The sequence below is a fragment of the Pseudomonas sp. URMO17WK12:I11 genome (assembly GCF_007677725.1).
Lineage (GTDB): Bacteria > Pseudomonadota > Gammaproteobacteria > Pseudomonadales > Pseudomonadaceae > Aquipseudomonas.
In genome coordinates this window covers 65,210-90,739 of sequence record NZ_VEDF01000012.1, presented here as the reverse complement: position 1 = coordinate 90,739, position 25,530 = coordinate 65,210, and the positions used below count along the sequence as shown (strand labels likewise).

The following is a 25,530-nucleotide window of genomic DNA, read 5'->3' as shown; positions in this document are numbered from 1 at the left end:
GCTGCGCTTTTATGCGCCTGCCCGTGCGGCTTATCGCGAGCTGCGCTCGCTTCTACGAGCGTAGGAGCGAGCGCAGCTCGCGATAAGCCGCGAAAGCGGCGGGCCATTTGCAGAAAATTTTCTCCCACAGGGACTAGCCACAGCCGAGGTTGTACGATAACTTACCTCCACCGCAGCACATCACCTACACCCCAAGCGCCACAGGATGCCAATAACAATGACGCCACAAGAACTGAAATCCATCCTCTCCCACGGCCTGCTGTCTTTCCCGGTCACCGACTTCAACGCCCAAGGCGATTTCAACCAGGCAGGCTACATCAAGCGCCTGGAATGGCTCGCCCCGTACGGCGCCAGCGCGCTGTTCGCCGCCGGTGGCACCGGTGAGTTCTTCTCCCTGGCGGCCAGCGAGTACAGCCAGGTGATCAAGACTGCCGTCGACACCTGCGCGACCTCGGTACCCATCCTGGCAGGCGTCGGTGGCTCGACCCGCCAGGCCATCGAATACGCTCAAGAGGCCGAGCGCCTGGGCGCCAAGGGCCTGTTGCTGCTGCCGCACTACCTGACCGAAGCGAGCCAGGACGGCGTCGCCGCCCATGTCGAGGCGGTGTGCAAGTCGGTCAACATCGGCGTAGTGGTGTACAACCGCAACGTCTGCCGCCTCAATGCCAACCTGCTCGAGCAGTTGGCCGAGCGCTGCCCGAACCTGATTGGTTACAAGGATGGCCTGGGCGACATCGAGCTGATGGTGTCGATCCGTCGCCGCCTGGGTGATCGCTTCAGCTACCTGGGTGGCCTGCCGACCGCCGAAGTGTATGCTGCGGCCTACAAAGCGCTGGGTGTGCCGGTCTATTCCTCGGCCGTGTTCAACTTCGTACCCAAGACCGCGATGGACTTCTACCACGCCATCGCGCGGGACGATCACGCCACCGTGGCCAAGCTGATCGATGATTTCTTCCTGCCTTACCTGGACATCCGCAACCGCAAGGCCGGCTACGCCGTCAGCATCGTCAAGGCCGGGGCCAAGCTGGCCGGCTACGACGCAGGCCCAGTACGCACGCCACTGACCGACCTGACCGGCGAAGAATACGAAATGCTCGCCGCACTGATGGACAAGATGGGTCCGCAATAAGCGCACCCCGCGGCCTGCCAATGCCGCAACCGGAGTGGGCCAGCCCGCTCCGGCTACAACTCGTGAGCCCGCACAAAAATAACTAGTGGGAGATTTACAGCATGCAAGCGACTAAAAAGACGCATGTGCGCTACCTGATCCTGTTCATGCTGTTCCTGGTGACCACGATCAACTACGCAGACCGAGCAACCATCGCGATTGCAGGCTCCAGCCTGCAGAAAGACCTCGGCATCGACGCCGTCACCCTTGGTTATATTTTCTCCGCCTTCGGATGGGCTTACGTCGCCGGGCAGATCCCCGGTGGCTGGTTGCTGGACCGCTTCGGCTCGAAAAACGTCTACGCCTTCAGCATCTTCACCTGGTCGCTGTTCACCCTCCTGCAGGGCTTCGTCGGCGGTCTGCCCGTGGCCTGGGCCGTGGTCACGCTGTTCACTTTGCGGTTTCTGGTTGGTTTCGCCGAGGCGCCTTCGTTCCCCGGCAACGCGCGCATCGTCGCCGCCTGGTTCCCGACCCAGGAACGCGGCACCGCGTCGGCGATCTTCAACTCGGCGCAGTACTTCGCCACCGCCCTATTCGCACCGATCATGGGCTGGATCGTGTTCAGCTTCGGCTGGGAGCACGTGTTCGTGGTCATGGGCGCACTGGGCATCGTGTTTTCCATGGTCTGGCTCAAAACCATCTACAACCCGCGTCAGCATCCGCGCATCAGCCCCGCCGAACTCGAGCACATCGAGCACAACGGCGGCCTGGTCGACATGGACCAGAAGCGCGGCAACGACGGCCCCAAGTGGGGCTACATCAAGCAATTGCTGACCAGCCGCATGCTCCTGGGCGTCTACCTGGGCCAGTACTGCATCAACGCCATTACCTACTTCTTCCTCACCTGGTTCCCGGTGTACCTGGTGCAGGAGCGCGGCATGACCATCCTCAAGGCGGGCTTCATCGCCTCTTTGCCGGCCGTGTGCGGCTTCATCGGCGGGGTACTGGGCGGGGTGATTTCCGACTGGCTGCTGCGTCGCGGCAATTCGCTGACCTTCTCGCGCAAGCTGCCGATCGTCTGCGGCCTGATGCTCTCCACCACCATGGTGTTCTGCAACTATGTCGACGCCGAATGGATGGTGGTGGGCTTCATGACCCTGGCTTTCTTCGGCAAAGGCATCGGTGCGCTGGGCTGGGCGGTGGTCGCCGACACCTCGCCCAAGCAGATCGCCGGGCTGTCCGGGGGGTTGTTCAACACCTTCGGCAACATCGCCTCGATCACTACACCGATCGTCATCGGCTACATCATCAGCGCCACTGGCTCGTTCAAATGGGCGTTGGTGTATGTGGGCGCCAATGCCTTGGTAGCGGTGTTCAGCTACCTGGTGATCGTAGGTCCCATCAAGCGCATCGAGCTGCGCGAGGATGACCCTAAGCCCGAGCCTGAGCCAGCCGCCACGCAACTGGCCAGCTCGCGACCCTGAAGTGACACGCCCGCGCCGGCCTCTGCCGCCGCGGGCGGATGTACAAAAGCCTGAGAACCTGACAAGTAGGGCCCACACATGCAGTTGATCGAACACTCCGACTCGCCCCGCTACGTCCGCCTGCACGACGATGACAATGTCGTGGTGGTGGTCAACGATGGCGGCCTGGGCGAAGGCGCCCGCTTCGCCGACGGCTTGACCCTGGTCGAGGGCGTGCCACAGAGCCACAAGGTCGCCACCGTGCCGATCGCCAAGGGCGAAGCGGTGCGCCGCTACGGCCAGATCATCGGCTATGCGCTGCAAGACCTGCGTCAAGGCAGCTGGGTGCAGGAAAGCCAGTTGGCCATGCCTGCTGCGCCCGAGCTGGACAGCCTGCCGCGCTGCGATGCGGTGCCCGATGCGTTGCCACCTTTGCAAGGCTTCACCTTCGAGGGTTACCGCAACGCCGACGGCACGGTCGGCACGCGTAACATTCTCGGCATCACGACCACCGTGCAGTGCGTGACTGGCGTGCTCGAACACGCGGTCAAGCGCATCCGCGCCGAGTTGTTGCCTAAATACCCGCACGTCGACGACGTGGTCGCCCTCACCCACAGCTATGGCTGCGGCGTGGCGATCAATGCGCGCGATGCCTACATCCCCATTCGCACGGTTCGCAACCTGGCGCGCAACCCCAACCTGGGTGGCGAAGCGCTGGTGATCAGCCTGGGCTGCGAGAAGCTGCAGGCGGGCCAGGTGATGCATGACAACGACCCTTCGGTCGACCTCAGCGAGCCCTGGCTGTATCGCCTGCAGGACGCCAGCCTGGGCTTTGCCGAGATGATCGAGCAGATCATGGCGCTGGCCGAAACGCGCCTGAACAAGCTCGATCAGCGCCGCCGCGAGACGGTGCCTGCCAGCGAACTGATCCTGGGCATGCAATGCGGTGGCAGCGATGCGTTTTCCGGCATCACCGCCAATCCTGCGCTCGGTTTTGCCGCCGACCTGCTGGTGCGCGCAGGTGCCACGGTATTGTTCTCGGAAGTCACCGAGGTGCGCGATGCCATCTACATGCTGACCTCGCGCGCCGAGAATCAGCAGGTCGCCGAGGCGCTGGTGCGTGAGATGGACTGGTACGACCGCTACTTGCAACAAGGCGCGGCCGATCGCAGCGCCAACACCACGCCAGGCAACAAGAAAGGCGGCCTGTCGAACATCGTCGAAAAGTCCCTCGGTTCCATCGTCAAGTCTGGCAGTGGCGCCATTCAGGGCGTGCTCGGCCCGGGCGAGCGCGTCGAGCGCAAAGGCCTGATCTTCTGCGCAACGCCGGCCAGCGACTTTGTTTGCGGCACCCTGCAACTGGCCGCCGGGATGAACCTGCACGTGTTCACCACCGGGCGCGGCACACCTTATGGCCTGGCCATGGCCCCAGTGGTCAAGGTGTGCACACGTACCGAACTGGCGCAGCGCTGGCCGGACCTGATCGACATCGACGCCGGGCGCATCGCCAGCGGCCGCTCGAGTATCGAGGAGCTGGGTTGGGAGCTGTTCCACTACTACCTGGACGTCGCCAGTGGCCGCAAACAGACCTGGGCCGAACGACACCGCCTGCATAACGACATCACGCTGTTCAACCCGGCACCGATTACCTGATGCTCGTTGCTGATTTTTCCTTCACTCATCTACAGGAGTAACCCCATGCCTGAGATCCTCGGCCACAATTTCATCGCCGGCCAGCGCAGCGCCGCTGGTTCGCAACGCCTGCAGAGCCTGGACGCCACCACTGGCGAAGCGCTGCCGTACAGCTTCGCGCAAGCGACCGAGGCGGAAGTCGACCAGGCTGCCAAGGCGGCCCAGGCGGCCTTCGTCACCTACCGTCAGCTAGCCCCGGCCCGCCGCGCTGAATTCCTCGACGCCATCGCCGCCGAGCTCGACGAACTGGACGACGCCTTCGTCGCCATCGTCTGCCGTGAAACCGCCCTGCCCGCCGCCCGTATCCAAGGCGAGCGCGGGCGTACCAGCGGGCAGATGCGCCTGTTCGCCCACGTGCTGCGCCGTGGCGACTTCCTTGGCGCACGCATCGACCTTGCCCTGCCAGACCGCCAGCCGCTGCCGCGGGTCGATTTGCGCCAGATGCGCATCGGTGTCGGACCGGTCGCGGTATTTGGCGCCAGCAACTTCCCGCTGGCGTTCTCTACGGCTGGTGGCGACACCGCCGCAGCCCTGGCCGCCGGTTGCCCGGTGGTGTTCAAGGCGCACAGCGGGCACATGGCGACCGCCGACCTGGTGGGTTGTGCCATCCAGCGCGCCGCCGAGCGCACCGGCATGCCCATGGGTGTATTCAACATGGTATTCGGCGCAGGCGTCGGTGAGCCGCTGGTCAAGCACCCGGCCATCCAGGCCGTAGGCTTCACCGGTTCGCTCAAGGGCGGCGATGCGTTGTGCCGCATGGCCGCAGAGCGTGCGCAGCCAATCCCGGTATTTGCCGAGATGTCGAGCATCAATCCGGTGATCGTCCTGCCTGGCGCCTTGGCCAAGCGTGGCAAGGCCATTGCCGGTGAACTGGCAGGCTCGGTGTGCATGGGCGCTGGGCAGTTCTGCACCAACCCAGGCTTGGTGATCGGCCTGCAATCGGCAGAATTCAGCCAGCTGCTGAGCGATCTGGGCCAGCACCTGGAGCAACAGGCCGGCCAGACCATGCTTAACGCTGGGGGTCTGCGCAGCTACGTGGGCGGCCTGGAGCACCTGCAAGCCCACGCCGGTATCGAGCACCTGGCCGGCCAGACGCAACAGGGCAAGCAGGCGCGCGCCCAGCTGTTCAAGGCCGATGCGCGGCTGCTGGTGGATTCAGACCCGCTGTTGCAGGAAGAGGTGTTCGGCCCAACCACGGTCGCGGTCGAAGCCAAGGATGATGCTCAGCTGCGCGCGGCGCTGCGCGGCCTGCGCGGCCAGTTGACCGCCACCTTGATCGGCGAGGCGGAAGACTTCGAGGCCTACGCCTGGCTCGTGCCGCTGCTGGAAGAAAAGGTTGGCCGGATCCTGGTCAACGGCTATCCAACCGGGGTCGAGGTGTGTGACGCCATGGTCCATGGCGGCCCCTACCCAGCCACCTCCGATGCCCGTGGCACCTCGGTCGGCACCTTGGCCATCGACCGTTTCCTGCGCCCGGTTTGCTACCAGAACTACCCGCAGGCACTGCTGCCTGAAGCGCTGCGCGACGAAAACCCGCTGGGGCTGCGTCGCCTGGTCAATGGCCAGTGGAGCGAAGCAGCGGTCTGATGGCTGTGAGGTAGAGAGATCGCTGGGGGCGCTGTGCAACCCCAGCGATCGTCAATGACTCAATCCGGCTGCGCTTGCGCCTGCTCATGGGCTTGGCGCAAGCGCTCGCGGCTGTTGCTCAGGTGCATGCGCATGGCCATCTTCGCCCCTTCACTGTCGCCTCGCGCGATCGCCTCATAAATCGCTTCGTGCTCATGCCTCAGGCGGCTCATGTAATGCGCCTGGTCATCATGGGCCAGACGCGCCGAGTTCAAACGGGTCCGGGGAATGATACTGGTGCCCAAGTGATTGATGATGTCGGCGAAGTAATGGTTGCCGCTGGCCTGGGCGATGCGCAGGTGGAACTGGAAATCCGCCGACACCGCGTCAGTGGCATGGGCCGCGCCCTCGTTGAGCTCATCCAGCGCCGCGCGCATGCCAGCCAGCGCTTCATCGCTGCGGCGCTGCGCGGCCAGCCCGGCTGACTCGATTTCCAGCGCGATCCGCAGTTCCAGCACCGCCAGCACCTCGCGCAACGTCACCACCGTTGCGGGGTCGATGCGAAAACCGCCGGTGGTGGGTGCGTCCAGCACGAAGGTGCCGATGCCGTGCCGCGTTTCCACCTGACCGGCCGCTTGCAGCCGCGAGATGGCCTCACGCACCACCGTGCGGCTGACGCCCTCTTCGGCCATGATCTGCGACTCGGTCGGCAGCTTCTCGCCGCGCTTGATCTGCCCGCTGCGGATGCGCTCGGTCAGCACCGTGACCAGTTCCTGGGCCAGACTGCGCGGCTTGCGCCGGACCCTGGCCTGTACCTGCTGCTCTGTCATGCCCTGTATTTCACCTTGAAAGACAACCGCCATCATAGCGCATGCAGTTGTACGATCACATACGCGCAACGCGCTATTTATTTGCATGCAGGCGCCAGCATTCTCACGTACTGTGGGCGCTTTTCCAAGGAAGGAAGTCCCCTATGAAAGCGCTCGACCGCGTCCTGCTCGCCGCTGGCCTGTTCATACCAGTGTGGTTGCTGCTAGGCGTCTGGCTCACCGCCAGGTTCTACCCTGGCTACGACCACCTGCAACAGGCGATGAGCCAGCTTGGCGCGGTGGGTGCGCCGACCCATTCATGGTCGGCGGCGCTCAACAACTTTCCGCTGGCCGTCTTGTTCATCGCCTTCGCCTGGGGGCTGGCGCGCCGCTGGCAGGGCTCCAGGCTTGCCCAGGCCAGCGCGCTGCTGGTGCTCCTGCACGGTATCGGCAGCCTTGGCACCGGTGTGTTCGCCTGCGATCAAGGCTGCGCGCCAGTACATCCCTCCACCTCGCAGCTCCTGCACAATCTGAGCGGGCTGGTGATGTTTCTCTCGCTGACGGTGGCCAGCGCGCTATGGGTCTGGCTAGGGGCGCGCCTCGCGGGCTCCGGAGCGCTTAGCGTAGGGTCATTGGTATGCCTGATCGGCTCGCTGCTCACCGTGATGATGATGGCCCAGGCGGCCGAAAGCGGCCAGCTGTTCGGCCTGTACCAGCGCCTCAACTATGGCATCTGTGTGCTCTGGGTGGCGGCACTGGCGGTCAGCAGCATGCGCGGGGCGCCGACGGCGCGCCTGCAGAGGGCGACTGACTGATGGGAAAATAATGGCCCCTAGGCATCGAGAGTGAAGGCAAACTTCGAGCCTCTTCAGATGCTTAGGACAGCAACATGCGAAACATTCTAGGTGCGATAGCCGGTTGCGTACTGGCCATGGCCGGCTGCAGCGCCCAAGCCAAGGCGCTTAGTGCGAACGATCGCCAGGCCTGCAACTGGGGCTCGCAGATCGCGGCCGAGGCCCAGCAGGCCAAGCTGTCGGGGGTGACCTTGTACGCCACGCGGAAAAAACTCCAAGTGCGCAGGTTCGCCAAACCGTGGATGCGCATGACGGCTTTCGGCATCACCGAGCAGACCTACAACAGTCGCTCACGCCTCAAGCCTGCAGCGATCAAGAAAACCTACTACGAGCAATGCGTCCAGCATGCAGTCGCCAAGCGGTAAGCCTTATAAATCAGTTGTTTATAAGGCTTATCTAAACAATTTCTAGATTGCGCTCAACAGCCGCTCAATGCGGTCGCTGGCCGCTCACCGGCAAAGAACAGCGGGCGCAAGCGCACACCGACCACGTTGCCGCAGTAGGCGGCGATCAGCCACAGCCAACCATGCACGCTGCCCGAGGCGATGCCGCTGAAGTAGGCCCCGATGTTGCAGCCGTAGGCCAATCGCGAACCATAGCCCAGCAGCAGGCCACCAAGCACCGCGGCGATCAGTGACGGCAGTGGAATCTTCAAGCTCGGCGCGAATCGACCCGCCAGCCCGGCCGCCAGCAGGGCGCCCAGGACGATGCCGATATCCATGACCGTGGTGATGTCCTGCCATACCGGTGCAGCTAGGGCCTTGGCATTGGCCGGGGCCTGCCAGAACACCCAGCTGCCCACGTCGACACCGAAGCTGGACAGCGTCTTGGCCCCCCACAGGGCGAAGGCCGAGGTGATCCCCCAGGGTCTACCAGCCAGCGCCAGGGTCGCATAATTGAGCACGGCCAGGGCGATGGCGCCCCACACCAGCGGCCAGGGCCCGCGCAGGAAGCGGCGCAGGCCGTGGTGCGCGCTGCTCACCGGCGTTTGCAAGGCTCCGTGGCGGCGTTTTTCCAACACCAGCGTAAGCCAGGCGATGACAGCGAATACGGCCAGGCTTACCAGCAGCGCGGGGATCAAGCCCCAAGCCTGGACGATCGAGGTGGCCGGCAGCGACGGCAAGGCAAACCACCAGTCGGCGTGGTGCGTGGCAGCTACGGAACCGATGATGAAGAACAGCAAGGTCACCAACATCCGCGCGTTGCCCCCACCCACAGTGAACAAGGTGCCCGACGCGCAGCCGCCGCCCAGTTGCATGCCGATGCCGAAAATGAACGCGCCGAAGATCACCGACACGCCTGCCGGGGCCACCAGTCCGGTTACCGGATTACCGAACAGGCTGCCGGCCGAAAGCGCCGGGAAGAACAGCAGCACGGCCAAGGCCAGCATGAGCATCTGCGCGCGCAAACCGGCACCGCGGCGTTCGTTGATGAACACGCGCCACGCCGAGGTGAAGCCAAAGGCGGCATGGTAGAGCGTCAGGCCCAGCGCGGCGCCGAGCACGAGCAGCAACACGTGCTTGAAGCCGACGTTGAGATTGAGGAACCAGGCACCGGCCAGCAGCAAGGCTAGCGCGATCAGGGGCGCGCCCAGACGGCGCGGTTCGGGTGTGGCGGTGGTGGAAAGACCCATTGGAATACTCGGATTACTGTAGAACAGGGGCGCGAGTATACCCATGTGCGAGCGGGCGTGGGAGCCGCCCTGGCGCTGGCGAATGACGCCGCTCCGGCAGCGATTGCGGGAGCGGCGCCGATGCGGCGTGACTCAGCCGATCATTTGGGGGTCACGCGCCAGATGGTGTTGGCCAGGTCGTCGGCGATGATCAGCGCACCGCGTGGGTCAACCGTCACGCCCACCGGGCGGCCCCGGGTCTTGCCGTCTTCACCGCGAAAGCCGGTGGCGAAGTCGACCGGCTCGCCCGACGGTTTGCCGCCGCTGAATGGTACGAAGATCACCTTGTAGCCCACCGGGTTGGGTCGGTTCCAGCTGCCATGCTCGCCGACGAATACACCATTGGCAAAGCGCTCGCCCATGGCGGCGATGGAAAAGTCCACGCCCAGCGCGGCAACATGGGAACCCAGGCTGTAATCCGGCTTGATGGCCGCAGCGACCTTGTCCGGATTCTGCGGCTTGACCCGCTCATCGACATTCTGCCCCCAGTAACTGTAAGGCCAGCCATAGAAGCCACCTTCGCGCACTGACGTCAGGTAGTCCGGTACCAGGTCCGGGCCAAGCTCATCGCGCTCGTTGACCACGGTCCACAGTTGCCCGGTGTCTGGCTGGATCGCCAGCGCCGTGGGGTTGCGCAGGCCTGTGGCGTAGGGCTTGTGCGCGCCACTGACGGCGTCGATCTGCCAGACCATGGCGCGGTCGATTTCAACCTCCATGCCGCGCTCGGTGATGTTGCTGTTCGAACCAATACCGACATACAGGTAGCGCCCATCAGGGCTGATGGTCAGCGCCTTGGTCCAATGATGATTGACCTCGGCCGGCAAGTCGGTGAGCTTGGTGGGCGGGCCACCTGCCTTGGTCTGACCTTCGGTGTAGTCAAAGCGTACCAGCGCGTCCTGGTTGGCGACGTACAGCTTGTTGTCGGCGAACGCGAGGCCGTACGGTGCATTCAGGCCCTCGGCGAACACCGTCTTGACCTCGTAGGTGCCATCGCCGTCGGCATCGCGCAACAGGGTCAGGCGGTTGCCGCCCTTGACCTGGGTGTTGCCCTTGGCCTTGATCTGGCTGGCAATGACGTCCTTGGGCTTGAGTTTGGCGGCACTGCCGCCGCGCCCTTCGGCCACCAGAATATCGCCGTTGGGCAGCACCAGGGTCTGGCGCGGGATCTTCAGGTCGGTGGCGATCGCGGTGATGTTGAACCCTTCAGGCACCGTGGGTTTCTGATCGCCCCACAACACAGGTTCGGCGATCTTCATGCTCGGCAACAGGCCGCGCTCAGGCGCCGGCAACTTCGGGTCAGGGCCCAATGCCTGGTTAGGCTCGCCTTCCCCGCCACACGCGGCCAGCAGCAGCGCCACGCTCAACATCGACAGACCATGCAGTGGCTTCATGCTTCATCTCCCGAACGCAGGTTGCTCATGCCCAGCCAGGCCGCGACGCAGGCCAGGACCGTGACGATGATCGACAGCACCAGTCCAGCGGGCATCACCGCCCACGCGTCCTTGGCGTGCTCGAAGGCATTGACCAGGCCAAGGCCCCAGGTCACCAGCAACAGCAGGAAGTACAGGGTTGGCCGGCCACCTTTGCGCCGGGCACGGATCAGGTTGACCAGCGCGAACAGCAGGGCCAGGCCGCAGAACAGCAGGCCCCCGGCAATCAGCCAGGCGGCGAAATTGCTCCACTGGATCTGGTAGCTCTTGAAGTAGGCGATGTCGCTCAGCAAGGCGCCGAGAAACAGCGGAACCGTGCCGGCCAGCAGAATGGCATGCAGCGGACTGGGCGTGCATCGGTAGAGGGATTGCTCGGTAGCGGTCACGGCGCCTCCTTAATCAGTCGGTGACCCGGGCTGGCGGACCGGGACAGGGTCTGGTCCATCAGGCATGCGCGGGGTGCGCTTAAGAAAGGATCACCTTGACGTTCGGATAGTTCAGCGCTTGGCTTGATAGAAATATTCTGAAAAATTTGCCACGCCACAGCGAGAACACCAGCATGAACCGTCACCGCTCGACCTTCCTCCCGCGCCTGTCCGCGCCGGCCTTGCTGGTACTGGCCCTGGCGCTCACCGCTGGGTGCGCGAGCAAGGCGAACAAGGCGCGGCATTACGCTGCCGTGCCTGCCGCCAACTGCTACGCCAAGGCCGTACCGCGCTCTGGCGAAGGCGGCCTGGCATGGGGCAACAGCCTGAGCGTCGCGCGGCAGAAATCGCTGAACAACTGCATTCGCTATGCAGGCCGCTCCGGTGGCACGCCAAACACTTGCCAGGTGGTGTTGGCCAAGTGCAAGCACTGAGCGACACCCCTGGCGAGCGCTCGGTCAGGCCATCCTGGCCCGAGCAGCATGCAGCTTCTTGTAGCTCTCGATCAGGCGCTGATGGCGATCCAGGCCTTCTAGCTTGAGGCTGGTGGGGGTCAGGCCGTAAAAGCGCACGCTGCCGTCGAGCGAACCCAACACCGCATCCATGCGTGGGTTGCCGAACATCCGCCGCAGGTTAGCCTCATAGTCGGCCAGTTCCAGTTCGTCATCGAGCTGCACCTCGAGCACTGCATTCAGCGCTTGGTAGAACAGCCCCCGTTCGACAGTGTTGTCGTTGAATTGCAGGAACGCTTCGACCAATTCCTTGGCATCCTCGAAACGTTTGAGCGCCAGGCAGATCAGCAATTTCAGTTCAAGGATGGTGAGCTGGCCCCACACGGTGTTGTCGTCGAACTCGACGCCGATCAGGGTGGTGATGGTGGTGTAGTCATCGACCTCGCAGTTCTCCAGGCGCTTGCGCAGCGCGCGCAGGGCGCGGTTGTCGAGGCTATGCAGGTTGAGGATGTCGGCGCGGAAGGCCAAGGCGCGGTTGGTGTTGTCCCAGATCAGGTCCTCCACCGGATAGATTTCCGAGTAACCCGGCACCAGGATACGACAGGCGGTGGCACCAAGGTTGTCATACACGGCCATGTACGCCTCTTTGCCCAGGTCGTCCAGGATGCCGAACAGCGTCGCGGCTTCCTCGGCGTTGGAATCTTCACCCTGGCCTGAAAAGTCCCACTCGACGAATTCAAAATCGGCCTTGGCGCTGAAGAAGCGCCACGACACCACCCCGCTCGAGTCGATGAAATGTTCGACGAAGTTGTTCGGCTCGGTCAGCGCATGGCTCTCGAAGGTCGGCTGCGGCAGGTCGTTGAGCCCCTCGAAACTGCGCCCTTGCAGCAGTTCGGTAAGGCTGCGCTCCAACGCCACCTCGAAGCTTGGGTGCGCACCGAAGGAGGCGAACACACCGCCGGTGCGGGGGTTCATCAAGGTCACGCACATGACCGGGAACTCACCGCCCAGCGAGGCGTCCTTGACCAGCACCGGAAAGCCCTGCTCCTCCAGCCCTTGAATACCGGCGACGATGCCTGGGTACTTGGCCAGCACCGTTTGCGGCACGTCCGGCAGGCACAGCTCGCCTTCGAGGATCTCGCGCTTGACCGCGCGCTCGAAGATTTCCGACAGGCACTGCACCTGGGCTTCGGCCAAGGTGTTGCCAGCGCTCATGCCGTTGCTCAGGAACAGGTTTTCGATGAGGTTGGAGGGGAAGTACACCACCTGCTGATCGGACTGACGCACGAATGGCAGCGAACAGATGCCTCGCTCGGTATTGCCAGAGTTGGTGTCATACAGGTGCGAGCCGCGCAACTCGCCGTCGGCGTCGTAGATCTGCCGGCAATACGGGTCGAGAATCTCGACCGGCAGCGCGTCGCCGGGGCCTGGCTTGAACCACTGCTCGTTGGGGTAATGCACGAAAGCTGCATTGGCGATTTCTTCGCCCCAGAACTGATCGTTGTAGAAGAAGTTGCAGTTCAGGCGCTCGATGAACTCGCCCAGCGCCGAAGCCAGCGCCGCTTCCTTGGTCGAACCTTTGCCGTTGGTAAAGCACATCGGCGATTGCGCATCCCGCACATGCAGCGACCAGACGTTGGGCACGATATTGCGCCATGAGGCAATTTCGATCTTCATGCCCAGGCCCGCGAGGATGGCGGACATGTTGCCGATGGTCTGCTCCAGGGGCAGGTCCTTGCCAGGGATACAGGTGCGGGTATCGGCAACCGGCATCAGCAGGCCCTGGGCATCGGCGTCGAGGTTCTCGACGTGCTCAATGACGAACTCGGGGCCGGTCTGCACCACTTTCTTCACGGTGCAGCGGTCGATCGAGCGCAGGATGCCCTGGCGGTCCTTGTCACTGATGTCCTCGGGCAGCTCGACCTGAATCTTGAAGATCTGCTGGTAGCGGTTTTCCGGGTCGACGATGTTGTTCTGCGACAGGCGGATATTGTCGGTCGGGATGTTGCGGGTCTGGCAATACAACTTGACGAAGTAAGCCGCGCACAGGGCCGATGAGGCGAGGAAATAGTCGAATGGGCCGGGCGCCGAGCCGTCGCCCTTGTAGCGAATGGGCTGGTCGGCGATGACGGTGAAGTCGTCGAACTTGGCCTCTAGGCGCAAGTTGTCGAGAAAGTTGACTTTGATTTCCATGCGAGGGGTACCGTGTTTTGGCCGTGCATAACGAATTGCCGGGCATTATCCGGGCGCGCGGCGGCAAGCTGCAAGCTTGAAGCTTGCAGCCTCGCGCTGCCCCTCACAGGCGCCTGCGTTTGCTCAGGGTCGGGATGGTGGTTTGCGCAATGGCCACCTCCGCGCGCTGGCGCTGGGTGCTGGCGGCCAGTTCTGCCAGGGTCGGCTGGCTGAACAGCGTGCGCGCATCGACATGCAGCCCGGCCTGGCGCATACGCGCGACCAAGCTTACCGCCAACAAGGAATGGCCGCCCAACTCGAAGAAATTGTCTTCGCGGCCGACTTGCTCGATTTTCAATACCTCGGTCCAGATGGCAGCCAGCGCCGTTTCCAGCTCGCCCTCGGGGGCCTGGTAGTCGCGGCTGATGATCGCCTCGGCGCCCGGCGCTGGCAGGGCCTGGCGATCGAGCTTGCCGTTCGGAGTGAGCGGCAACTGGGCAAGGACCACGAAGGCCTGCGGCACCATGTACTCTGGCATGCGCGCGAGCAGATGAGCACGCAAGCCCTGGGGCGTTGGCGCTACACCACCTGGCCGGCAGGTGAAATAGGCCACCAGGCGCTCTTCACGCATCAGTACCACGCCTTGCGCCACGGCCGGGTGCGCCGCCAGGCCCGCTTCGATCTCACCAAGCTCCACGCGTAAACCGCGTAGCTTGACCTGAAAATCATTGCGGCCGATGAACTCGAGTTCACCGTCGTGACGATAACGCACCAGGTCCCCGGTACGGTACAAACGCTCGCCCGCGACGAAAGGGCTGTCGATGAATCGCTCGGCTTGCAGCGCCGGCAAGCCCAGGTAACCGCGCGCCACGCCGACACCGCCGATGTGCAACTGCCCCACCACGCCCAAGGGCACCGGTCGGTCATGGGCGTCGAGCACATAGAGGCGCGTGTTGGCGATCGGCCGACCGATCGGTGGCGCCTGCTGCGGCAGCGGCTGATCAGGCAACACGCTCCAGGCTGTGCTATCGACGGTGGCTTCGGTCGGGCCATAGACGTTGTGCACGCGCGCCTGGGGCAAGCGCTGGCGCACGCGCTGCAGCAGTGCCAAGGTCAATTCACCCCCGCCGCAGAAGATATCCGTGAGGCTGGTACAGCATTCCACGCCAGGCTCGTCGAGAAACGCATGGAGCAAGGCCGGAACGAACTTTACCGTGGTCACGCCACAAGCCTGCACCCGTTGTACCAGGTAGGCCGGATCGCGGTGGCCATCGGGCCGAGCCAGTACCAGACGCAGGCCCGCGACCAGAGGCCAGAACAGTTCCCACACCGACCCATCGAAGCTGAACGGCGCCCGTTGCAGCAAGGCATCGTCGGTACCTGGCGGGCAGATCTGGGAACCCCAGTGCATCAAATTGCACAGCCCCCGGTGCTCGATCATCACCCCCTTCGGCGTGCCGGTGGAGCCTGAGGTATACATCACGTAGGCCAGGTTGCTCGGGCCCAGACCCTGCACGTGCGGATTGTCATCGCGGCCGGTGCGCCAGTCATCGGTGTCCAGGTTCAGCAGCGGCGCTTGCAGGCTGTCGAACAGCCCCTGGGTCGCGTCATGCACCAGGAGCACGGCTGGGGTGCAGTCCTCGAGCATGAAGCGCAGGCGCGCGGTCGGGTAGCCGGGATCCAGCGGCACATAGGCGCCGCCCGCCTTGAGTACAGCCAGCAAGGCGACCATCAGCTCGATACCGCGTTCGACACAGATTGCCACCCGTACGTCCGGGCCAACGCCCCGCTCGATCAGCGCATGGGCCAGTTGGTTGGCCCGGGCGTTGAGGCTGCGGTAGTCCAGGCTCGTTGCGTCGGTCTGCACGGCAACCGCCGTAGGGCTGCGCTGTACCTGCGCCTCGAACAACGCGGGCCAGGTGCAGCTCAACGGGCTCAGGGGATCATCGCTCTGGTTGAAGCTGTGCAGCAGGCGCTGGCGCTCGCTGGCCGGCACGCTGCACAGCGCAGTCAGCGCTGCCTCTGGGGCATCGGCAAATTGGCCGAGTGTGGTCAGCAAAAAGTCCAGAACCCGAGCCGCACCCAGCGCCCGCGGCGCCCGTATTTCAAGCTGCAGCGTGTCACCCAGGTCATCGATGCTCAGCACCAGCGCGTGGCTATGGACTTCGCTGGCCTCTAGCAACGTGACGCCCGGCAGCACCTCGCCGGCGGGCAAAGCCCCTTGCCGATAATTGATCAGGCCGCTGAACAAGGGCGTGCCTACGGGCAGCCCACTGCAGCGCTGGGCCAACAGCAGCGGCGCATCGGCATGCGCGAGCAAGCCGGCCAGGCCTGCGTGGGCCAGGGTCAGCGCCTCAGGCAGGGTCAAGCCGGCCAGTTCCAGGCGCAGCGGCAAGCTGTTGACGAACATGCCCAAGGCGCGCTCGGCGCCCTCGCCAGCCGTGGCGCGGCCCAGCAGCACCGTGCCCAGCACCACCTGATCGGCCCCGGCCAGACTGCCCAGCACCTGTGCCCACGCCAGGTGCATGACACTGGCCAGGCTAGCGCCATGCTGGCGGGCCAGGCGGCGCAAGCGAGCGGTGAGTCCGGCGTCAAGTTCGGCGTCATGGCGATGCAGGTCGTCGTGGTCGACAGGCGCTGCGCCCAATCCGGCCAGCACCGGCGCCGGTTGCACACCTGCCAGTCGCTCGCGGAAATAAGCCTCGTGCTCAGCCTGGCGCTTGGCGGCGTTGCTCAGCGCAACGTAATTGCGATACGGCACTGCTGGCAGCAGGTGCGCAGCGCGCCCATGCATCAGCGCGTCCAGTTCACCGAGCAGGACTTGCAGCGATACCGCATCGTTGACCAGATGGTGGAAGCGCAGCAAGCCGAGCCAGCGGGCGTGGGCCGGATCCTCGGCGCTCACCATGGCCATCATCGGCGCCTGGCGCAGATCCAACGGCCGCCGTCGGGGAGCGTAGGCCTGGCACAACTGCGTCGCGCAATTCCCTGGTTCTGAGGCCCCCGCCCAATGCTCGAGCGGCAGCTGCGCCGTGCGCCAGACCACCTGTTGCGGTTGTTCCAGGCCTTCCCAGGCAAGGCTCGTGCGCAGGATGTCGTGGCGGTCGATGACCTGCTGCAAGGCGGTGACGAACGCCTGCAGTTGGGCGGCATTGGCGAAGGCCAACAAGACCTGTTGCTGGTACGGGTCATGGGCGTCGGTGACATGGTGATAGAGCAGACCCTGCTGCAGCGGCGCGAGCGGGTAGATTTCCTGAACGTTGGCCGCGCCGCCCGGCACCTGCGCGACAATCTGGTCGATGGCAGCCTGGTCCAGTACGGTCAGGCGCAGCATATCTGTGGTTATGCGCGCACAGCCGGGTGGCACTGCGTTGGCGGGCACATGCATGGCCTCGCCCTGCACCACTGCCGCAGCCAGCGCAGCCAGGGTCGATTGCCCGAACAGCACCTGCACGTCCGCTTGCAGACCCTGCTCGCGCATGCGTTCGATCAACTGCACGGCCAACAGTGAATGGCCGCCCAGCTCGAAGAAGTGATCCTGGCGCCCTACCTGCTCGACCTGCAGCAGCTCGCGCCATAGCACCGCCAAGCGTTGTTCGATGTCGCCTTGCGGCGCTTGATGCTCGCCGCGCACCCGGTGCGCATCGTCTGCGCTGGGCAAGGCACGGCGGTCGAGCTTGCCGTTGGCGGTCAGCGGCCAGCCCGGCAGATGCACATAGGCCACCGGCAGCAACGCCGCGGGCAAGCGCTCACGCAGGTGGACGTGCAGGTCGGCCGGTGCCAAGGGTGTACCGAGGTACCACGCCTGCAGTTGGCCTTCGCGCAGCAGTACCACGCTCTCGCGCAGTGCGGGGTGACTGCACAGGGCGGCTTCGATCTCCGCCAACTCCACGCGCACGCCTCGGATCTTCACCTGGTCGTCATTGCGCCCCAAGTATTCCAAGGTACCGTCTGGACGCCAGCGCACCAGGTCGCCACTGCGGTACATGCGCGCGCCAGGCGTCGGGTTGAACGGGTCATGCAGAAAACGCTCGGCGCTCAATTGCGGACGGTGCAGGTAACCGCGCGCCACCCCGCTGCCGCCGATGTACAACTCACCGCTGGCACCGATGGGCAGCAACTGGCGTTGTTCATCGAGCACATACAAGCAGGTATTGGCGATGGCGCTGCCAATGTGCAGCGCCTGCCCGGCTTGCACCTGGCCGGACGTCGCCACCACGCAAGTCTCGGTGGGGCCGTAGTTGTTGATGACCCGGTAGCGGCGCTCACGCGCCAAACGGCGCAGACGGTCGCCGCCGATCAGCAGAGTCTGCAAGGTCGGGTGCAACTCGCCCTGAGCAAAGGCATGCTCGGCCACCGGCGTTGGCAGAAAGCTCACGTCCAGCGGCTGCGCGCGCCACCATCGCAGCAACGCTTCGACATCCTCCGCGCCTTCGCGCGCAGGCGCCAGATGCAGCGTGGCGCCGCTGCACAGCGCAGGCCAGACTTCCCAGGCCATCGCGTCGAAGCCAAAACCTGCCACGCTCGACTGGTGGCGGCCCGGGCCCAGGTCGAAGGTCGCGCAGTGCCAATCGACCAGGTTGGCCAGCATGCGGTGCTCGACCATCACACCCTTGGGCAAGCCGGTGGAACCAGAGGTGTAGATCACGTAGACCAGGTTATCGGGGGTAGGCGCCGGGCTCACCGGGGTCTGGTCCATGTCCTCCCAAACCAGGCGGTCCAGTTCGATCTGCACTACCTCCTGCTTGGGCAGGCGCGCGCTGAAACGCGCTTGGGTCAGTACCACACACGGCCCGCTGTCCTCGAGCAGGTAGGCCAGACGTTCGGCGGGGTGCGCCGGGTCGATCGGCACATAGGCAGCGCCGGCCTTGAGCACCGCCAGCAGCCCGACAAGGGTATCCAGCCCGCGCTGGGCCACCACGGCCACGCGCTGCTCTGGGCCTGCGCCCAGCTTGATGAGACGCTTGGCCAAGCCGTTGGCGCGCCTATCGAGTTCGCCGTAACTGAGCTGTTGACCGTCGTGTAGCGCCGCCGATGCATTGGGGCGTTGCCGGGCCTGGGCCTCGACACGGCGGTGGATCAACTGCTCTGGCTGGCCCGCGACCACGGCGGCCTGGTTCCACTGCTGCAAGCGCTGGTGTTCGCCAGGGGTGAGCACCTCGAAGTCGCGGATGCGTAGCTCGGGCTGTCGCACCCCTTGCGCCAGCACCTGCAGCAATCGCTCGGCAAACGCGGCGACCTCGGCTTCGCCGAACCAGGCCAGGCTGTGGACCAGGTGCAGGCGCGCCTCGCCACTGTGCACGTTGCAACGCAGGTGCAGGCTCAATGGCGTGGGCTCATGGCCGTTGCAGGTCATCACCGTGTGCCCGTACCCCTCACCAAAGCAAAGGGCATGGCTGTCTTCTTCATAGGACGCCATCAGTTCGAACAGCTGCGAGCGTTGTTCGCGCAAGGTGCCGAGGGCGCGGTTGACCTCACTGAGGGGAAACCGCTGGTGGCGAAAATCTTGTTTCAGCGCCTCGCCAATGCGGCGTAGCAGCGCGGCAAAGGATAGATCGCGGCCGAAATCCATGCGCACGGCACTGACCTGGGTAAACAAGCCGAGCGTTGCCTTGTGACGGGCATTGCCGCGATTGCGCACCGGCATGCCGACGACCCATTCGTCGCACTGCCAGGTGCGTGTGCAACACACATGCATGGCCGCCAGCAACACATGGAACACCGAGGCCTGCAGCTCGCCCGCCAGCGCCCGCATGCGTGCCAGCAGTTGCCCGTCGAAGGCCAGTTCCAGGGCGGCGCTGGGCGTGCCGCCCACGGTCATCGTGCGCCCGCGTGGCGCGAGCAAGGCATCGGGCAATTGACGAAACTTCGCCAACCAATAGTCTCTGTCACGGTCACGGCGCGCAGAGTTCTGGTAGCGGCTGTCGTCTTCGATGAACGCGCGGTAGGCCGGCGCCTCTTCGTCGGACAGCGCATGGCCCTTACCCAGGCGGGCGTAACCATCGGCGAGCTGCTTGAACCAAAGGTCCACGCCCCAGCCATCGAGGATCAGATGATGAGCCTGCAACGCCAGCAGGTAGCGCTGCTCGCCCAGGCGAATCAGCTGAGTCGCCCACAGGGCATCAGCCATTTGAATGAAGGGCCTTTGCATGCGCGTGGCGAGCAGCGCCTGGGCTGCGCCGAACGGATCGGGTTCGGCGCGCAGGTCATGCTCGCTCAAGGGCGCTTCCAGCGTTCGGGCAAAGCGCTGTCGCGGTAGGCCAGCCTGCCCTTCGCCTGCTAACAACACCGTGCGCAGGCCTTCGTGTTGCGCCACAAGATGTGCCAACGCCTGGCGTAACCGCTGCACCTCGACAGCAGCATGGATCTCGACGTAAGCCCCGATGTTGTACAGCGGCGAATGGCCATGGCCGATCTGGTCCAGCCAGATGTCACGCTGGGCAGCGGTCAGGGCGAAGGTTTCGGCGGCATGCATGGGGTGGCACATCCTTGTTGGCTTGAATAACCGCGGATTCAAGCATCGCGCTTGCACGCTGTATGGCCCCATTAACCCGGACACGGCACCGTGCAGTTACAGAGGCTGAAATCCGTGTAGGAAAACAGCCATAGGGCGCCTCCTCGAAAGGCTTACCTGCCTGCCGCCCCAACGCGAAAACCGCCGAACGGCCGCCGCAGGGCCGGCAATTGCCGGCTTTGGGGAGAGTGTGCGTAGGCCCGCACGGGTGACGGCTACGCCCGCCGGCCCAGTTTGCTGGCATGTTGTGTCCCGGTTTTCCATTACAGACGGCCACCCCGCCGACCGCTTGAATAGCGCCACAGAGCCCTAACCCGGAGTGCGCGAGATCACCCGCCGTAATGCTTTAAATCAAGGAAGAACCTCCATGAAGCTGACCGCCAGCCTCGCACACCACGCCGATCCGCAACTCTACCTGCAATTGGGCGAACTGATCGCCAGCACCGGCGCTGACAGGTTTGCCTCGCAGATGCTGCGCCTGGTCGATGCCCAGGTGCCAATCCACAGACTCGAGATCAGCGAATGGACGCTTGACCCACGCCAGGCCAGTGTCAGCCGTATCCGCTTGCTGGGCACTGCCGGTGTGCAACCGCAGCGCCCCAGCCCGCAGACCCTGCGCCACCCTTTGCTGCAAAGCATCATGCAGATGGATGACCCGTTGCTGATCGAATTCAAGGCGCCGCTGGACGCCCAGCGCGCCCATCAGTGCCACCTGGTGTCCTGCAGTGGCGACCGTCGCTGGATGATCTGCTTCCACCGACTGCCTGAACAACGCGCCTTCTCGCTGACGGAACTGTCGCAGCTCAAGAGCCTTTCCGACACCTTGCTGCCGCTGGTCGAGCATCACGGGCAATTGCTCGACCAAGGCCTGCCACGGCGAGCGGGCGCAGCGCTGGACGACATCCAGGTTGGGTCACTGCGCTGCGCCTTCAACGAGCGTTTGGCACAGGAAGGGGCCAAGCTCTCCAGCCGCGAACAGGAGGTCTGCATCGGCTTGCTGACCGGCGCGACCGTGGCGCAGATGGCGCAGAAGCTCAGCGTCAAGAACAGCTCTATCGAAACCTACCTCAAGCGCGCCACCGCCAAGCTCGGGGTCAGTGGCCGCCACGGGCTGGCAAAATGGATGGCCGGCGCCTGATTGCACGAGAACCCCTGCGATGCTCAGACCCGCCCTCACGCTCTGTGCCGCCCTGCTCGGCGGCTGCGCCCTGGCGCCCGCCTACCACCGCCCAGCGACTCCCGTTGCCGATCAGTTCCCGCAGGGGCCGGCCTATCAAGGCGATGCCTCGAGGCGCGCAGAGGCCGAGGACTGGCGCCAGGTATTTCTCGACCCGGCGCTGCGCCAGTTGATTGACAGCGCCCTGGCGCATAACCGTGACCTGCACCAAGTGGCCTTGAATGTCGAAGCCTACCGCGCGCAGTACCGCATCCAGCGCGCCGAGCTGCTGCCGAAGATCGCGGCCAATGCGCAGGGCAAACGCCAATACCTGCCCCGTGGCATGACCGGCACCGGTCAGGGCGTGATCAGTTCGGCCCATACCGCAACGCTGGGCATCAGTGCCTATGAGCTGGATCTGTTCGGCCGGGTACGCAGCCTCAGCGATCAGGCGCTGTTGACCTACCTGGCCAGTGAACAGGCGCAACGCGCCACTGAGCTCGGGCTGGTGAGCAGCGTGGCCAGCGCCTACCTGAGGTGGCGAGCCGACCAGGAGCTGCTGGTGCTGGCACAGCAAACCCTGGCCGCCGATGAGCGCAGCCTGCGCTTGACCAGCGCCCAGCGCCGCGCAGGTTCAGTATCGGCGCTCGCGCAGATCCAGTCGCGCACCAGCGTCGACAGCACGCGCGCTGCGGTAGCACGTTACCGGCGCCAGGCCGCCCAAGACCTCAACCAGCTGACCCTGCTGGTTGGCGTCAACGTCAACGAGCGACTGGCTGCCCTTCCTCTGGCCGCCGAACAGATCGCTGGTCTGCCAGCAGGCCTGCCCTCCGAGCTGCTGCGCCGGCGCCCGGACGTCAACCAGGCCGAATATCAGTTGCGTGCCGCCAACGCCAATATCGGCGCTGCGCGGGCAGCGTTTTTTCCGAGCATCAGCCTCACCGCCAACGCCGGTAGCAGCAGCCGGCAGTTGGCTGGGCTGTTCGATGCGGGCACTGGCACCTGGCTGTTCCAGCCTCAGATAAACCTGCCCATTTTCAACGCCGGCAGCCTGCAAGCGAGCCTGGACTACGCCGCCGTGCAAAAGGACGTCCAGATAGCGCACTACGAGAAGACCCTGCAAAGCGCCTTCCAGGAGGTCGCCGATGGCCTGGCCGCACGCGCGACCTACCAGCGCCAGTTACAGGCGCAGCGCGAACGGGTGGCGGCCAATCAGCGTTACTACCGACTGGCCGAGCACCGCTACCGCATCGGCGTGGACAGCAGCCTGACGTTTCTCGATGCGCAGCGCTCGTTGTTCAGCGCCCAGCAGGACTTGATCGGCGACCGTTTGGCCCAGTTGGTGGCCGAGGTGAATCTGTATAGCGCCCTGGGCGGGGGGTGGCGCGACGCGCACAGCGGCGGGCTATCTGGCACACGCGTGCCATATAAAGATAATGCGTTTGATAATGGTTCGTAGTACTTTCGCGGCGCTTTTACTTTCCCATTAGCGTTCTTGATCAGGATCGTACCGTCGATGCGCCGCACATTCGTCTCGCTTTGTGTGCTTCACGCTGTCTGCCCCTTGGCTTTTGCCGAACCCGAACCGCTTCCCGGCCAAAGTCTCATCGAACTCCAGGCCTTGAGCATCACCAGCGCCGCTGACAGCGAACGCGTCGACGGCCCGGTCGAAGGTTACAAAGCCAGCCGCTCGGCCTCTGCCACGCGCACCGATACCGCCCTGCACGACACCTCGCAATCGGTCAGCGTGGTGCCCAAGGACGTGCTGCAAGACACCGGCGCCACCCGCTTGCAAGACGGCCTCGACTACGCCGGTGGCGTCGGCCGCGCCAACAACTTCGGCGGCCAGGGGTTGACCACGTTTACCGTACGCGGCTTTACCACGGGTGAGTTCTACCGCAACGGCTTTCCGATCAACCGTGGCTACCCCAATGCCCCTGACGCCAATACCGTCGAGCGCCTGGAAGTGATTCGCGGCCCCGCCACCAGTTTGTATGGCCGTGGCGATCCGGGCGGGACCTTCAACGTGGTCAGCAAGCAACCACTGGCCGAGCCGAAGGTGACCTTGGGCAGTCAGTTGAACGACCAAGGCATGCATCGCGCCACCCTGGATGCCAGCGGCCCGTTGAACACCGACGGCTCGCTGGCCTATCGCCTGAATGTACTTGGCGAAGGCGGCGAGAGCTTTCGCGACGACGTCGAAAGCGAACGCTATGACGTCGCGCCGGTGCTCAGCTGGCAAGTCAACGAGGCCACCAAGGTCATCTTCGAAGGCGACTTCATGCGCAACAACCACCCGTTGGACCGGGGTTTGACCCGCCTGCCCGGCCAGCGCGGCAACGCTTCGCGCGACACCAACATCTGGGAGAAAGGCAGCGACAACCTGCTGCACAATGACAACAACATGGCCCAGCTGCGCTTCGAGCACCTGCTCAACGACAACTGGACACTGGGCGGTGGCATGCAGTGGCTGGACGGCTCGCTCAAGGGCAATGCGGTGGAAGCCAACGGCCTGCAGGCCGATGGCCGTACCCTGGGACGCAACTTCAACTACCGCAAGCTGCAATGGACCGACCGCGACTACCAGCTCAACCTCACCGGCTACTTCGACACAGGCAGTTTCTCTCATACCCTGCTGACCGGCATCGAGTATGAGGATTATGACTACAACTCGATCATCCAGCGTTCGGCGGCAGGTGCCGGCGCCTACCCGATCGATATTTTCGACCCGGTTCTGGGTCAGGCGCGCCCTGCCCTCACCCGCACCACCACCCACGACAAGGAAAACCTCAAGACCTGGGCGGCGTTCGTGCAGGACCAGGTGGCGCTCACCGATCGCCTCAAGGCCCTGGCCGGGGTGCGCTTCGAACGCTTCGAACACGACTATGACAACAAACTGAACAATGCCGGCGATTTCAGCAAAGGCGAGAACGGCGTGACCCCGCGCCTGGGCCTGATCTTTGATCTGACCGATACGCTGGCGATCTATGCCAACACCGCGCGCTCGTTCAAGCCCAACAGTGGCGCCAGCCTGCAAGGCAGCGGTTTTGACCCGGAAAAAGGCAAGTCATACGAGCTCGGCGTGAAGTGGGAGGCGCTCGATCGCCAGCTGAGCATCGATGCCGCGGTGTACCACATCGTCAAGGAAAACGTGCTGACCCGCGACCCCAACGACCCAAGCGGGACTTACAGCGTGGCAGCCGGGCAAGTGCGCAGTCGCGGCCTGGACATCAATGTGGCCGGCAACCTGACGCCTGAATGGCGCATGATCGGGGGCTACGCGTATGTCGATGCCGAGGTGACCAAGGACAACGTCATACCGAGCGGTACACGTTTGGCCAACATCCCGCGCAGCAGCTTCAGCCTGCTCAATACCTACGAGTTTCAGGATGGGCTGGCCAAAGGACTTGGCCTGGGGATGGGGGTGAAGTACGTCGATGACCGCGCTGGGCAGACAGCCGCCAGTACCTACACAATGCAGCGCTACAGCGTGGTCGACCTGCTGAGCTTCTACAAGCTCAACGAGCACGTGCGCTTGAACCTGGACGTCAAGAACCTGTTCAACAAAGGCTATGACGAAGGCGCCTTCAACACCTACGCTTACCCCGGCGCGCCGCGCACGGTGCAGGCAGGGATTGCCTACACCTTCTGAATGAGCGGGGGCCGCGAGGCGGCCCCCTGTGCATCAGAAGCCTTTGCTGTAGAACAGCGAGTACGACTCGATACCGTCGTTGGGTTCCTTGATACCGGCGTTGGAATAATGGATGGCGCGCACGCCCACTTTCTGCTCGCCCGGCAGTTTCACGCCGAAGCCGATGCGGTCTTCGAAGTTGAACGAGGAACCCAGGCGCTGATCACCGACGTCGGTCTTGGAGAATGCAGCGATACCGATACCGGCTTCAATGTAAGGGGTGTAGGTGAAGCCGCTGAATTCATAGGTGAACACGGGGCTGAACGACAGCGAATGCGCCGCGCTGGCTTCGCCGCCTTCCCAGTAGGTGTAGGCCGCATCCCAGTAGCCGGACACGTAACCTACGTCGCTTTGCAGCCATTTCTTGTCCCAGTCGAACGACATGCCGACGCGGTAGGTCATGTCGCCCTGGCTGGTGACACCCACGGCTCCGGAAATCTGCGCGGCCTGGGCGAAGCTTGTGCCGGCCAAGGCCAATAGCGCAGCAGCCAGGGTGCTGGCAAGACGGGTTTTCATCAACGACTTC

At 64.3% G+C, this 25,530-nt stretch carries 17 protein-coding genes; 10 read left to right on the top strand and 7 right to left on the bottom strand.

The genetic code is table 11. From position 1 onward, the window contains the following. Positions 1–217: 217 nt before the first annotated feature. The 4 genes from kdgD (at position 218) to FS665_RS20100 (ending at position 5,850) form a co-directional block, all read left to right on the top strand. A complete protein-coding gene (gene kdgD / locus FS665_RS20115; RefSeq protein ID WP_145192539.1) occupies positions 218–1,129 on the top strand; it encodes a 5-dehydro-4-deoxyglucarate dehydratase in 912 nt (303 codons plus the stop codon). A 101-nt stretch (positions 1,130–1,230) separates the two neighbouring features. After that, complete coding sequence (locus FS665_RS20110) at positions 1,231–2,592, top strand: MFS transporter (protein WP_145192536.1); 1,362 nt, start codon at positions 1,231–1,233, stop codon at positions 2,590–2,592. Between the two features lie 78 nt (positions 2,593–2,670). Then, positions 2,671–4,224 (top strand): galactarate dehydratase, encoded by a 1,554-nt coding sequence (gene garD, locus FS665_RS20105; RefSeq protein WP_145192533.1) that lies wholly within the window; start codon positions 2,671–2,673, stop codon positions 4,222–4,224. Positions 4,225–4,269: 45 nt separating this feature from the next. Then, entirely contained in the window at positions 4,270–5,850 is a 1,581-nt protein-coding gene (locus tag FS665_RS20100) for an aldehyde dehydrogenase (NADP(+)) (RefSeq protein ID WP_145192530.1), read from the top strand. 59 nt (positions 5,851–5,909) lie between these two features. Here the strand turns inward: FS665_RS20100 and FS665_RS20095 are convergent, their stop codons facing one another. Further along, entirely contained in the window at positions 5,910–6,659 is a 750-nt protein-coding gene (locus FS665_RS20095) for a FadR/GntR family transcriptional regulator (RefSeq protein ID WP_145192527.1), read from the bottom strand. A 143-nt stretch (positions 6,660–6,802) separates the two neighbouring features. Between FS665_RS20095 and FS665_RS20090 the strand changes: the two genes are divergently transcribed. Together FS665_RS20090 and FS665_RS20085 are read left to right on the top strand one after the other, a co-directional pair. Beyond that, complete coding sequence (locus FS665_RS20090) at positions 6,803–7,453, top strand: DUF998 domain-containing protein (protein ID WP_145192524.1); 651 nt, start codon at positions 6,803–6,805, stop codon at positions 7,451–7,453. Between the two features lie 74 nt (positions 7,454–7,527). Further along, a complete protein-coding gene (locus FS665_RS20085) occupies positions 7,528–7,857 on the top strand; it encodes a hypothetical protein (RefSeq protein ID WP_145192521.1) in 330 nt (109 codons plus the stop codon). 53 nt (positions 7,858–7,910) lie between these two features. Here the strand turns inward: FS665_RS20085 and FS665_RS20080 are convergent, their stop codons facing one another. From FS665_RS20080 to FS665_RS20070, 3 genes are all read right to left on the bottom strand, one after another. Then, positions 7,911–9,125 carry a YeeE/YedE family protein gene (locus tag FS665_RS20080; RefSeq protein WP_145192518.1) on the bottom strand — a complete coding sequence of 405 codons (1,215 nt, stop codon included), beginning with the start codon at positions 9,123–9,125 and terminating at the stop codon, positions 7,911–7,913. Positions 9,126–9,265: 140 nt separating this feature from the next. Next, positions 9,266–10,555, bottom strand: coding sequence for a sorbosone dehydrogenase family protein (locus FS665_RS20075; RefSeq protein WP_145192515.1), 1,290 nt, complete (start codon positions 10,553–10,555; stop codon positions 9,266–9,268). Next, positions 10,552–10,980: a DUF2231 domain-containing protein gene (locus tag FS665_RS20070; protein WP_145192512.1), complete on the bottom strand. Its 429-nt coding sequence runs from the start codon at positions 10,978–10,980 to the stop codon at positions 10,552–10,554. Before FS665_RS20070 ends, FS665_RS20075 begins: the two co-directional genes overlap by 4 nt. 173 nt (positions 10,981–11,153) lie before the next feature. Between FS665_RS20070 and FS665_RS20065 the strand changes: the two genes are divergently transcribed. Continuing rightward, complete coding sequence (locus FS665_RS20065; RefSeq protein ID WP_145192509.1) at positions 11,154–11,453, top strand: hypothetical protein; 300 nt, start codon at positions 11,154–11,156, stop codon at positions 11,451–11,453. Positions 11,454–11,477: 24 nt separating this feature from the next. Here FS665_RS20065 and FS665_RS20060 read toward each other — a convergent pair whose 3' ends face one another. Together FS665_RS20060 and FS665_RS20055 are read right to left on the bottom strand one after the other, a co-directional pair. Next, positions 11,478–13,664: an OsmC domain/YcaO domain-containing protein gene (locus tag FS665_RS20060; protein ID WP_145192505.1), complete on the bottom strand. Its 2,187-nt coding sequence runs from the start codon at positions 13,662–13,664 to the stop codon at positions 11,478–11,480. Between the two features lie 103 nt (positions 13,665–13,767). Next, positions 13,768–20,118, bottom strand: a complete 6,351-nt coding sequence (locus FS665_RS20055) for a non-ribosomal peptide synthetase (RefSeq protein ID WP_145192502.1) — start codon at positions 20,116–20,118, stop codon at positions 13,768–13,770. Positions 20,119–20,524: 406 nt separating this feature from the next. Here FS665_RS20055 and FS665_RS20050 point away from each other — a divergent pair, with 406 nt between their 5' ends. Genes FS665_RS20050 through FS665_RS20040 form a run of 3 tightly spaced genes read left to right on the top strand, consistent with a single transcriptional unit; the run spans position 20,525 to position 24,965 of the window. Beyond that, on the top strand, positions 20,525–21,295 hold the full coding sequence (locus FS665_RS20050; protein WP_145192500.1) for a helix-turn-helix transcriptional regulator: 771 nt from the start codon (positions 20,525–20,527) through the stop codon (positions 21,293–21,295). Between the two features lie 19 nt (positions 21,296–21,314). Further along, positions 21,315–22,772, top strand: coding sequence for an efflux transporter outer membrane subunit (locus FS665_RS20045; protein ID WP_145192497.1), 1,458 nt, complete (start codon positions 21,315–21,317; stop codon positions 22,770–22,772). A gap of 57 nt (positions 22,773–22,829) precedes the next feature. After that, positions 22,830–24,965 (top strand): TonB-dependent siderophore receptor, encoded by a 2,136-nt coding sequence (locus tag FS665_RS20040; RefSeq protein ID WP_145192494.1) that lies wholly within the window; start codon positions 22,830–22,832, stop codon positions 24,963–24,965. Positions 24,966–24,998: 33 nt separating this feature from the next. Here FS665_RS20040 and FS665_RS20035 read toward each other — a convergent pair whose 3' ends face one another. Then, the gene (locus tag FS665_RS20035; protein WP_145192492.1) at positions 24,999–25,520 is read right to left on the bottom strand and encodes an acyloxyacyl hydrolase; all 522 of its coding nucleotides are present in this window, start codon (positions 25,518–25,520) and stop codon (positions 24,999–25,001) included. Positions 25,521–25,530: the final 10 nt, after the last annotated feature.